Below are 11,483 nucleotides of genomic sequence, written 5' to 3'. Positions count from 1 at the left end.
ACGTTTCAAACCCTACTGTACCCAACGGGCAGGGGTCTGACCGTCAATACACTTTCATGACAGTTTTGTTTCAAAAAAACGATTGCCTGTGCGATGCTGGCGTTTCGTGCTTAGGACAACTACAGCTTAAGTAACAAAGACATACGCCAGCGTCCAAGACCGGACGCTTACAGGGGGCCGTGTCATGCTTACCCTGCTGAATCTCTTGTCTGCCGTCGCCCTGCTGATCTGGGGCACTCACATCGTTCGCACCGGGATACTCCGGGTCTACGGCAGCCAGCTACGGCAGCTGCTCAGCCAGAACATGTCGAAACGCCCGCTGGCGTTCCTCGCCGGTATTCTCGTGACCGCCGTGGTGCAGAGCAGCAACGCCACCGCCATGCTTACCACCTCGTTTGTCGGTCAAGGGCTGATGGGGCTGATGCCTGCGCTGGCTATCATGCTCGGCGCCGACGTGGGTACGGCCTTGATGTCGCGGGTGCTGACCTTCGACCTGTCATGGCTGTCGCCGCTGCTGATATTCCTCGGTGTGATCTTTTTCCTCTCGCGCAAACAGACCCGTCTGGGGCAGTTGGGCCGCGTGGGCATCGGCCTGGGCCTGATCGTGCTGGCGCTGCAGCTGATCGTCGAGGCGGCGACACCGATCACCCACGCGCAAGGGGTGAAGGTTCTGTTCGCGTCCCTCACCGGCGATATCCTGCTGGACGCGCTGATCGGCGCGATCTTCGCCATGGTCTCCTATTCAAGCCTCGCGGCCGTGCTGCTCACCGCTACCCTGGCCGAATCCGGGGTGATCAGCCTGCCGGTGGCCATCGGCCTGGTGATCGGCGCCAACATCGGCAGCGGCCTGCTGGCGTTTCTTTCCACCAGCATGCAAAACACCGCCGGGCGCCAAGTCGCGTTGGGCAGCCTGCTCTACAAGCTGATCGGCCTGCTGCTCATCGTGCCGGTGCTCGAACCCCTGGCGCGCTGGATGGACAGCCTGCAATACAGCAATGTGCAGGGTCTGGTCATCGGTTTTCATGTGGCCTACAACAGCCTGCGCTGCCTGATCCTACTGCCCAGCACCGGCTACATGGCCAGGCTCTGCGCCTGGCTGCTGCCGCAAAAGCCCCAGGCCAACGGCACCGGCGGCCCGCGCCATCTGGACCTGACCGCGCTGTCCACACCCAGCCTGGCGCTGTCCAATGCCGTGCGTGAAACCTTGCGCATCGGCGACCTGGTGGACAGCCTGCTCAATGCCATGCTCAACGTGCTGCGGGGCCAGCAGACCACCGTGACCCAGGAAGTCCGCACCCAGAACGACGAGATCGAAGCGCTGTACAACGCCATCAAACTCTATCTGGCACAGATGCCCCGCGAAGACCTCGGCGAGCAGGACAGCCGCCGCTGGGCCGAAATCATCGAACTGGCCATCAACCTGAACCTGGCCAGCGATCTGATCGAGCGCATGCTGCGCAAGGTTCAGCAGCAAAAGACTGCCCAGCGCCGCTCGTTCTCCGAGGTCGGCCTGGAAGAGCTGGCCGGGTTGCAGACGCAATTGATGGCCAACCTGCGCCTGGGCCTGTCGGTGTTCCTCAGCGGTGATCCGGAAAGCGCACGCCAATTGCTCAAGGAGAAACGCAAGTTTCGCGCCCAGGAACGGCGCCTGGCCCATGCCCACGTCAGCCGTCTGCAACGCAAGGTGGTGCAGAGCCTGGAAACCAGTTCGCTGCATCTGGAGCTGATTGCCGACATGAAGCGCCTGAATTCGCTATTCTGCGGCAGCGCCTATGTTGTGCTGGAAAATACCGAAACCGGCGCCCTGAGCGACACTGCGGAGCAAGATACGCCGCCGGCTTGAACATCCAGGCAGGTCGGCAGTCTGTTGCTCGGACCTGGCGGACTTGAATGGACACGATTGACTGATGGCTGATCTGTTGAAAGCGCCCACCTGGCTGTGGCTGAACAAGGTAGCGCTGTTGTTGGCCTCACTGATGATATTGGCTGTGACCAGCGCCGGACGGGCGCTGGCGGTGGATCGCTTTCAGGTGGAAGGCTATCAACTGGCCAATGGCTTGCAGATTCTGCTCAAACCCGGTGACCGTGGCCATGTCGCGATCCGCCTGGTGGTGGGCGTGGGCTTCGACGACTTCCCCTGCGCCACCCAGGAATTGCCCCATCTGCTGGAGCATCTGCTGTTCAGTGGCCTCGACGAAAGCGGCGAAGGTGGCCTGGAAGAACGCATGCAGGCTCTGGGCGGCGAGTGGAACGCCTTTACCAGCAACAGCGACACCACCTTCGTGATCGAGGCGCCCGCACGCAACCAGCGCAAGGCGCTGGATCTGTTGCGAGCGATCATTACCCAGACCCGTATCGACGCCAAGGCGCTGGAATTGTCGCGGCAGATCGTCGAACACGAAGATGGTGGCCATTACTCCCACCTCGAACGCCTGCTCGACCGCCAGGACATCGGCCACGGCGCCAGCGATCAACTGGCCACCGAACTGGGCCTCAAGTGCCCTGAACGCTCCAATGTGGCAGACCTGAACCTGGCCCAGGTCCAGGCCGTGCGGGACAAATGGTACGTCGCCAACAACATGACCCTGATTGTCGTCGGCGACCTCGATCGCCTGCTGCCGGCCTACCTGGAGCGAGTCTACAGTGACCTGCGCTCGGCCGATCTCGACGACAGTGACGCGACCCTTCTGAGCATCAGCCATGCCGCCCAAATGCGCCGGACCTTGCCTCAGGGCTGGCTGGGCGAGGGCAGCAAGCTGCACTGGTTCTACCTGGAGCCGGCCATTGCCGGCGAGCATCCGCAGGCGCTGGACCTGGTCCAGGAGTACCTCGACTGGGCGCTGTACACCGAATTACGCCTCAAACACGGTTTGTCCTACGGCCCCTGGAGCCAGCGCGATGCCTTCGGTGACACCGGCATCCTGAGTCTGAATGCCGACGTGGACCGCGATGACCTGCCCCGGGCGGAAAGGGTGCTGGGTCAAATGATGGACAATCTGCGCGAACACGGCCTCGACCCGCAGACGTTCGAGCGCATCAAACAGCAGGTATTGGCCCGCCAGGCCTGGGCCGTGCAGGGCAACAGCGAACTGGCAGACTATTACTGGAATAATCTGGGCGACTACGACAGCGGCCGTTTCGACGACCCTTCCCGGGCCATCAGCCAGGTCAGCCTCGACGAAGCCAACCGGGCGCTGCGTGAGGTGTTGAAGCAGCCGCCCTACGTGCGTATCGAACAGCCGCTGCTCAGTTATGACCAGGTCTACATGCTGGCGGCCTTGATCGGGCTGCTGCTGGTCGGGATGATCCTTACGCTGGTCCGAGGCTGGCGACGCCGACGGACGCCCGCGCAATAGCGCGCTCGAATCGGTATCCTCCGCGCCTCTCCACGTGCATGACAACGAAGGCTGACGTCGCAAAATGCAGCACACGATCCAGCGCATTCTCGAACTGATCAAACGCTACCCGGGCATTATCGCGCTGGGTGGTTTCATCTCGGGCGTCTGCAGCTTCATTTTGGTCAATCGGGGCGCCCGGCTGGCCAGTTGGGTGGCGATCATCATGCTGGTCAGCTGGATCTGGCTGATGCTGGAAAACAGCCTGACTCAGCTGTTCCAGCGGACCTTCAAACGGGAAATCCCGGTGCCGCTGCTACGCTATGCCACGCAGATGATCCACCAGGAAAGCCTGTTCTTCGTGTTGCCATTTTTCTACATCACCACCACCTGGAACAGCGGTCAGGCGATCTTTACCGGGCTGCTGGGAGTGGTGGGCCTGGTGTCGATCGTCGACCCTCTGTACTACAAATGGGTAGCGCCGCGGCGCTGGCTGTTCCTCGCCATGCATACCCTGACCCTGTTCGCCGCGCTGTTGACCGCGCTGCCGATCATCTTGCACCTGACCACGGCCGAAAGCTTCAAGCTGGCGCTGGGCGTGGCCATGCTGCTGTCATTCCCCAGCCTGGCCACGACCTTTCCCATTACCAACTGGCGGCGCGGTGCGGCGTTGCTGGTCCTGACACTGGCCATTGGCGGCGCCGGCTGGCTGCTGCGCTCCTGGGTGCCGCCAGCGACGCTGTGGCTGACCCATGTGGCGGTGACCACCGAGCTGAACAAGCACAACCCCGAGGACACCCTGGAGCAGGTCAGTGCCCGCGACCTGCTACGCAAGGGCCTGTACGCGTACACCGCGATCAATGCACCGCGCGGGCTGAATGAGCGGATCTACCATGTGTGGCAATTCAACGGCAAGGAAGTCGACCGCATCGCCCTGGATATCCAGGGCGGGGGCGACGACGGCTACAAAGCCTGGACTCACAAGCAGAACTTCCCCACCAACCCGGTCGGCGACTGGCAGGTCAAGGTCATGACAGAAGACGGCCAGATCGTCGGCGTGCTGCGCTTTGAAGTGACTGCCGACCCTGTGCCGGATCAGGCAAAGAACCAGTAGCAGACGAAGATAGCCGCCACCACGCCGGCCAGGTCCGCCAGCAGCGCGCAGCCTACGGCGTGGCGTGCGCGCTGAATACCGACCGATCCGAAATAGACAGCCAGCACGTAGAAAGTGGTTTCGGTACTGCCCTGGATGGTCGCCGCCACCAGCGCCGGGAAGCTGTCGACCCCGTGGCTCTGCATGGTCTCGATCAACATCGCCCGCGCGGCGCTGCCGGAGAATGGCTTGACCAGCGCCGTGGGCAGGGCATCGACGAAGCGCGTGTCCAGTCCGAGCCAAAGTACCAGATGGCGAATCCCGTTCAGGCCCAGTTCGAGGGCGCCGGAGGCGCGCAGTACGCCGACCGCGCAGAGCATGGCCACCAGATAGGGCAGCAGGCTCTTGGCCACATCAAAGCCTTCCTTCGCTCCTTCGACAAACGTTTCATAGACCTTCACCTTGCGCAGGTGGCCAATCACCAAAAACAGTACGATCAAGCCGAACAACGTCAGGTTGCCGAGGATCGACGACAGACTGGCCAACGCAACGGCGGTCAGGGTGTGCAGAAACGCAATGAAACCGGCCAGGATCAGAGCGCCCGGAATCAGGTAGGCCAGAACCACCGGGTCCCACAAACGCAGGCGCTGCATCACCGCCACCGACAGCAGACCCACCAGGCTGGAAGCGCAGGTCGCCAGCAAGATCGGCAAGAAAACCATGGAAGGGTCGGGCGCGCCCTGTTGCGCGCGGTACATGAAGATGGATACCGGCAGCAAGGTCAGCGAAGAGGCGTTCAGCACCAGAAAGAGAATCTGCGCATTGCTGGCCGTGGTGCTGCTGGGGTTGAGCTCCTGCAAGGCACGCATGGCCTTGAGGCCGATGGGCGTTGCGGCGTTATCCAGGCCCAGACCGTTGGCGGCCAGGTTCAGGGTGATCAGCCCGAGCGCAGGGTGCCCGGCGGGTACCTCAGGCATAAGGCGGCTGAACAGCGGTCCGAGGATTTTCGCCAACCAATCGACGATGCCGGCTTTCTCCGCGATCTTGAGAAAGCCCAGCCATAAGGTCAGGGTGCCGAACAGCAGTACCATGACATCCACTGACAACTTGGCCATCGCAAACAGGCTCTCGACCATGGCAGCGAAGATCCCGGCATTGCCACCCACCAGCCATTGGCCCAGTGCCGAAACGGCCGCCACCAGAAAAAAGCCGAGCCACAGGCCGTTGAGCATGGATGATTCCCCTCGATTCGATGCGGGAGATGATACCGAGGTTTGAGAGGGGATGTGGGGCGGGGTTTGGCGTCAGATGTGCAGTGGCGTTGCTGGCCTCGGCACAAGCAAATTTTACTCCCCCAAATGGAACCGATATCGAGCACGGCTCTGCGGGAACAAAGTTTGCTCGCGAAAATGCCAGCGAGCCTGTAAACACGCGGCCTGTCGGGAGACATGGCAGCGCTTCCTGACCTGGCCCTCAACGGAGGCACTCCCTGTGCCCCTAGGTCCCTTCGATCAAACAGCGATCAAAGCGTCCCGGCCCCTTGGTCATGCGCCAACCCTCCTCGGGTCGCGCAGGGAATAGAAGCTAAATCCTTGAAAAGGTTCAACTTCCAAGAAAATCTCGCGTCGCTGCACAGTGGCTATTTGCCAAGCTGTTCAGTCAGCAATTGTTGCATCGCCGGGCTTGGTTTGCCGAGCCAACGGTATTCAGTCTTGCTGGGCGAGGTGTCGGCCGGCAGCTTCGCGGGCACATTGGCCAGCAGCGCATAGGCAGTCTCCTTGTCCCAACTGAATGCCACGACCAACCGTTCGTGATCACATCCTTGCGGGGTCTCACACAACGGTCCGACCAAGTATTTGGAGCCATGATCTTCAACGGCCGTCATTTGCAGCGTCGATGTGCCACTGAGGTTGATGACCCAATCCGGCAACCTGTCTTCGTGGTGTACCAACGTCTTCCATGTCGACAAATACATCGGGTCCGAACTGAGCAACCCGTTGACCTGCGTCTGGCCGTCGTTGGCACCCAGCGCCAGGCCGCTGCCGGCGAAAAGCCCGGCAACCACCAGCGCCCTGAAGGCCGATGCCTTCTTTCCTTCGCTTTTCAAGCCAAAGGCGTGCATGTCAGGGTCGACCACGACGGCCCATGAAGAACGACACGACGAACAGCACCAGGAAGACAATGAAGAGAATCTTCGCGATACCTGCTGCGGTGCCTGCGATACCACCAAAGCCCAGAACCGCGGCGATGACGGCGATGATCAGGAATGTGACTGCCCAACTAAGCATGGTGATTCTCCTTACCGTTTATTTAATGTGTGCTGCAGTACTGCAAATCGCTGCCCATAGAGGCGGACCGCGAAATCCTTGAAATTCCTTGACCGGTCAGAAAACCCAGCGCGGTTGCTGTGGTTGATCGCCAGCTTCTGCCACTCGTTCCACTTGTTGAAAAGCGGGGGCCTGATCGACCTTGGCCAGTACCGGGCTGATGTGGGTGGAATGCATCGAATGAATCGCCACCGGCTCGGGTGCGTGGGCCTCGACCCAACGCGAATACTGTTGGCACATGAGCAAGGTGACGACCATCGCCAGCATCAGGAACAGACCTTGCTGAACTTGCTGAGGGGTAACAGCCGCTTGTGCCGCATGGACCAGGCCTTGGCGATTCATTCTGCAACCCTCAGTGCTGTGTTGGATGATGGTCGCCTGGTCGCTGCGCCTCGATACAAGATTTATTGCAGCGCTCGTGCCAGTTTTTAAATAATATTTAATATCTTATAAATCAGCATGTTACATGCCTTGTCCAGACATGTCGGCGCGCATCCTGCACGATACCCCATGCGGCCTCGGGCTATTTGCACGATCAACTGGTGGTCTGGCTGGCGACCTTCAGCAAGTCGGCATCCACACCCCTGACGCCTCGGATGTTGCGGGCCAGTTCGACTGCCATGTTTTTTTCCTCGGGGCTGGCCACGACGCCACCAAGGCTGACGATGCCGCCCTTGGTGCTGACGTCGATGGCCAGGCCGTCAAGGTTGCGATCGAACAAAAGGCTGGCCCTGACCTTGCTGCTGATCCAGCCGTCGCTAATCGCCACCTCGGTCCTGCGACTGTCGACCTCGGCCTTGGTGGTACTGGAGTCGGGGGCGCTGAGGCTGATCAAGTTGTTGACCTCGTAGACACCATCCGTGTCGTGGGCAAGTTGCCCCGCCAATTGCTTGGCGTCGGCGGTCTGAGCGTAACCCTTGAGGGTGACCACCCCGCCGACCGTATCAACCGATATATCCAGGCCCTGAGTGAGACTGTTCCAGAGCAATTTGGATTTGACCGTGGCGGTCAGGGTCGCGTCTTCGAGCTTCTGCGCGATGGGCTGGCGCTGCCCGGACTGCTCGGCGAGGGCGCCGTCGAGCGTGAGGCGGTTGTCGACTTTATTAATACCAGATGTGTCGAGAGCGATCTGTTCAGCCAGTTCGCGATCCACTTGGTTTTCCACCTGCCCCTCCAGCACCGCCGTGCCATCGTTGACTTTCACCGACAGCTTGAAGGGGCTCAGGTGCTTGTTGAGGGCAAAGGACGTCCAGATCGAGCCTTCCTGACGAGCAGCGGCGAGCTGGCTGCCGATATCGCCCTGGGCCGCTTCGCTGGCCAATGGAGTCAAACCGAGCAGCATGGCGACGGTGGTGGCCAAAGCCAGATTGCGCACGTGGGGCATGGTGTCTCTCCTTGAATGACGAACAACCCAAGGAATTCGCAAAGCCTATGCCAATCGCCACCCAGAGATGAAAGCAAGGCTATTCAAAGGCTTAGCTATGCCCGACACAGATAGTTACCATGCAACACGCCGAATCAATCAGAATCGACCATGCAACTTGCCCGATTTTTCCGGGACTAACCAAGACATTTCACTCAGGAGCGCAGGAAACATGGAATCTGCCACGGATCACCAAGGCCGAATTCTCTTGGTGGATGATGAATCCGCCATCCTTCGCACCTTCCGCTATTGCCTGGAAGACGAGGGCTACAGTGTAGCCACCGCCAGCAGCGCGGCCCAGGCCGATGCCCTGCTGCAACGCCAGGTATTCGATCTGTGCTTCCTGGACTTGCGCCTGGGCGAAGACAACGGTCTGGACGTGCTGGCGCAAATGCGCATTCAGGCGCCGTGGATGCGCGTGGTGATTGTCACCGCCCACTCGGCCGTCGACACCGCCGTGGACGCCATTCAGGCTGGTGCCGCCGATTACCTGGTCAAGCCCTGCAGCCCCGACCAATTGCGCCTGGCCACCGCCAAGCAACTGGAAGTGCGGCAACTGTCGGCCCGCCTGGAGGCGCTTGAAGGCGAAGTGCGCAAACCCAAGGACGGTCTCGATTCCCACAGCCCGGCTATGATGGTGGTGCTGGAAACCGCCCGCCAGGTAGCGACCACCGATGCCAACATCCTCATTCTCGGTGAGTCCGGCACGGGCAAGGGCGAGCTGGCCCGTGCCATCCATGGCTGGAGCAAGCGTGCGAAGAAAGCCTGCGTCACCATCAATTGCCCGTCGCTCACCGCCGAGCTGATGGAAAGCGAGCTGTTCGGTCACAGCCGTGGCGCTTTCACCGGTGCCAGCGAAAGCACCCTCGGACGCGTCAACCAGGCCGATGGCGGCACGCTGTTTCTCGACGAGATCGGCGACTTCCCCTTGACCTTGCAACCCAAGTTGTTGCGGTTCATTCAGGACAAGGAGTACGAGCGTGTGGGTGACCCTGTCACCCGCCGGGCCGATGTGCGCATCCTCGCGGCCACCAACCTTAACCTCGAGGACATGGTGCGCGATGGGCGCTTTCGCGAAGACCTGCTGTACCGCCTCAACGTGATCACCCTGCACTTGCCACCGCTGCGCGAGCGCAGTGAGGACATCATGACCCTGGCTGATCGCTTCCTGGCTCGCTTCGTCAAGGAATATGCTCGCCCGGCCCGAGGCTTCAGCGAAGAGGCCCGCGCCGCGCTGCTCAATTATCGCTGGCCGGGGAACATTCGCGAGCTGCGTAACGTGGTCGAGCGCGCCAGCATCATCTGCGCCCAGGAAAGGGTCGAAGTCAGCCACTTGGGCATGGCCGAACAACCGATCAACAATGCACCGCGTATTGGCGCGGCACTGAGCCTCGACGAACTGGAAAAGGCCCACATCGGCGCCGTGCTGGCCACTAGCGAGACCCTCGACCAGGCGGCCAAGACCTTGGGTATCGACGCCTCGACGCTGTATCGCAAGCGCAAACAGTACAACCTGTGAACCTGCCCATGAAGCTGCGAACAAGGTTGTTCCTGAGTATCTCGGCGCTGATAACCGTGGCGTTGCTCGGCTTGTTGCTGGGCCTGGTCAGCGTTATGCAGATGGCCGGGACTCAGGAAGCATTAGTCCGGGACAATTTCACCACCCTGGACATCGGCCTCAAATTACGCCAGAACCTTGGCAATCAGCTGGTGATGCTGCTGGATGCCAATACCGATCAGCAGCAAATGCAGGCGGCGCAGACCGCGTTCGAGGCTCTGGTTGATCAAGGCATACGCCATGAACAGAGTCATCAGGCGCACTACGGCTTCGAGCACACCAACAGCGATTACCAGAACTACCTCAAGGTGTACCGGCAGACGCTGCCCCAGCACCTGACCCTGAGCGATAACGACGCGTTGAGCGACGCTTTCAACACCCTGCGCAACGGCCTGCTGGAGGCCTACAAGCAAGCCCTGGACAGCATCACCGCCAGCGAAGAGCATGCCCACGAACATGCGGTCACGGTGTCCAGTCTGTTGGGCCTGGTGGGGCTGGCGGTGCTGTTCATCGGCTTTGTCACGGCCCATGGCATTGCCCGGCGCTTTGGCGAGCCCATCGAAGCCCTGGCCAAGGCCGCCGATAGCATCATCCGCGGTGAGTTCGCGGTGAGCCTGCCGGAATCGCCAGCTGCCGAGCTCAATCAGCTGTCTGCCCGCTTCGGCACCATGGCCCAGGCGTTGCAACGCCACCAAGCCACCAACGTAGATGAATTGCTGGCGGGCCAGCAGCGCTTGCAGGCGGTCCTCGACAGCATCGATGACGGCCTGCTGATGATCGACCGCCAAGGCCGCCTGGAACACCTTAACCCCGTTGCACAACGTCAGCTGGGGTGGGAAGACGATCGCTTGGGTATTGGCTTGGGCGAAGCCCTTCAGCAGCCCGAACTGGATGAGCAGCTGAGCCTGATCCTGCGAGGGGGCAGTCTGGATCGGGCGCTGGAAGACTTGAGTTTCGACATCGAGGGCGAAGCACGGCTGCTGTCTTATAGCCTGACGCCGGTGAGCCACACAGAGGGGCACATCCTCGGCGCGGTGATGGTGTTGCATGACGTCACCGAGCAGCGTGCTTTCGAGCGCGTGCGCAGTGAGTTTGTCCTGCGCGCATCCCATGAGTTGCGAACTCCCGTCACTGGCATGCACATGGCGTTCGGGCTGTTCCAGGAACGGGTGCATTTCGACCCGCAATCCCGAGAAGCAGACCTGTTGAGTACGGTCAACGAAGAGATGCAGCGGCTGATGCAGCTGATCAACGACTTGCTGAATTTTTCCCGCTACCAGAACGGCCTGCAGAAACTGACCCTCAGCCACTGCACTCCGGACGATCTGCTGGCCCGCGCCGCGTCACGCTTCGCCGAACAGGCGCAGGCCCGAGAAATCGAGATGTCCTTGGACTTGCAAGAGCAATTGCCACGTTTGCACGCCGACCCGACTCAGTTGGACAGAGTGCTGGACAACCTCCTCGACAACGCCATGCGTCACACCCCGGCAGGCGGACATATCCGCTTGCAGGCACGGCGCCATGCCGACCGACTGATCATCAGCGTCGAAGACAATGGCGAAGGAATCGCCTACGGACAGCAGGGACGGATCTTCGAGCCCTTTGTCCAGGTCGGGCGCAAAAAGGGCGGTGCGGGCCTGGGCCTGGCGCTGTGCAAAGAGATCGTGCAATTACACGGCGGGCGCATGGGCGTGTACTCGCGGCCGGGGCAGGGGACGCAGTTCTACATGACGTTGCCGGTCTGAGC

General features: G+C 61.1%; 10 protein-coding genes. 5 read left to right on the top strand and 5 right to left on the bottom strand.

What is annotated here, in order from left to right; translation table 11 throughout:
• Positions 1 to 184 precede the first annotated feature (184 nt).
• The 3 genes from HB675_RS10085 to HB675_RS10075 all read left to right on the top strand — a co-directional run bounded on the left by HB675_RS10085 (position 185) and on the right by HB675_RS10075 (position 4,449).
• Positions 185 to 1,843, top strand: coding sequence for a Na/Pi cotransporter family protein (locus HB675_RS10085; RefSeq protein ID WP_213878160.1), 1,659 nt, complete (start codon positions 185 to 187; stop codon positions 1,841 to 1,843).
• Between the two features lie 133 nt (positions 1,844 to 1,976).
• Complete coding sequence (locus HB675_RS10080; RefSeq protein ID WP_213878315.1) at positions 1,977 to 3,356, top strand: pitrilysin family protein; 1,380 nt, start codon at positions 1,977 to 1,979, stop codon at positions 3,354 to 3,356.
• Between the two features lie 64 nt (positions 3,357 to 3,420).
• Positions 3,421 to 4,449, top strand: coding sequence for a DUF5924 family protein (locus tag HB675_RS10075; RefSeq protein WP_213878159.1), 1,029 nt, complete (start codon positions 3,421 to 3,423; stop codon positions 4,447 to 4,449).
• On the opposite strand, the gene HB675_RS10070 is transcribed toward HB675_RS10075, so the two are convergent.
• The 5 genes from HB675_RS10070 to HB675_RS10050 all read right to left on the bottom strand — a co-directional run bounded on the left by HB675_RS10070 (position 4,431) and on the right by HB675_RS10050 (position 8,139).
• The gene (locus HB675_RS10070) at positions 4,431 to 5,660 is read right to left on the bottom strand and encodes a spore maturation protein (RefSeq protein ID WP_213878158.1); all 1,230 of its coding nucleotides are present in this window, start codon (positions 5,658 to 5,660) and stop codon (positions 4,431 to 4,433) included. The genes HB675_RS10075 and HB675_RS10070 overlap by 19 nt on opposite strands.
• Before the next feature lie 407 nt (positions 5,661 to 6,067).
• On the bottom strand, positions 6,068 to 6,550 hold the full coding sequence (locus HB675_RS10065) for an inhibitor of vertebrate lysozyme family protein (RefSeq protein WP_213878157.1): 483 nt from the start codon (positions 6,548 to 6,550) through the stop codon (positions 6,068 to 6,070).
• Between the two features lies 1 nt (position 6,551).
• Complete coding sequence (locus tag HB675_RS10060; protein ID WP_213878156.1) at positions 6,552 to 6,716, bottom strand: DUF1328 domain-containing protein; 165 nt, start codon at positions 6,714 to 6,716, stop codon at positions 6,552 to 6,554.
• A gap of 96 nt (positions 6,717 to 6,812) precedes the next feature.
• Complete coding sequence (locus HB675_RS10055) at positions 6,813 to 7,097, bottom strand: hypothetical protein (RefSeq protein WP_213878155.1); 285 nt, start codon at positions 7,095 to 7,097, stop codon at positions 6,813 to 6,815.
• Between the two features lie 193 nt (positions 7,098 to 7,290).
• On the bottom strand, positions 7,291 to 8,139 hold the full coding sequence (locus HB675_RS10050; protein ID WP_213878154.1) for a BON domain-containing protein: 849 nt from the start codon (positions 8,137 to 8,139) through the stop codon (positions 7,291 to 7,293).
• Between the two features lie 211 nt (positions 8,140 to 8,350).
• Here HB675_RS10050 and algB point away from each other — a divergent pair, with 211 nt between their 5' ends.
• Positions 8,351 to 9,697, top strand: coding sequence for a sigma-54 dependent transcriptional regulator (gene algB / locus HB675_RS10045; RefSeq protein ID WP_213878153.1), 1,347 nt, complete (start codon positions 8,351 to 8,353; stop codon positions 9,695 to 9,697).
• Positions 9,694 to 11,481 (top strand): KinB sensor domain-containing domain, encoded by a 1,788-nt coding sequence (locus HB675_RS10040; RefSeq protein ID WP_213878152.1) that lies wholly within the window; start codon positions 9,694 to 9,696, stop codon positions 11,479 to 11,481. The genes algB and HB675_RS10040 overlap by 4 nt, the downstream gene beginning before the upstream one ends.
• The last annotated feature ends 2 nt before the right edge of the window (positions 11,482 to 11,483 follow it).

Origin of the sequence: Pseudomonas sp. dw_358 (genome assembly GCF_018449655.1) — a bacterium.
Taxonomy (GTDB): Bacteria; Pseudomonadota; Gammaproteobacteria; order Pseudomonadales; family Pseudomonadaceae; genus Aquipseudomonas.
This window is presented reverse-complemented; position numbering and strand designations above follow the sequence as displayed.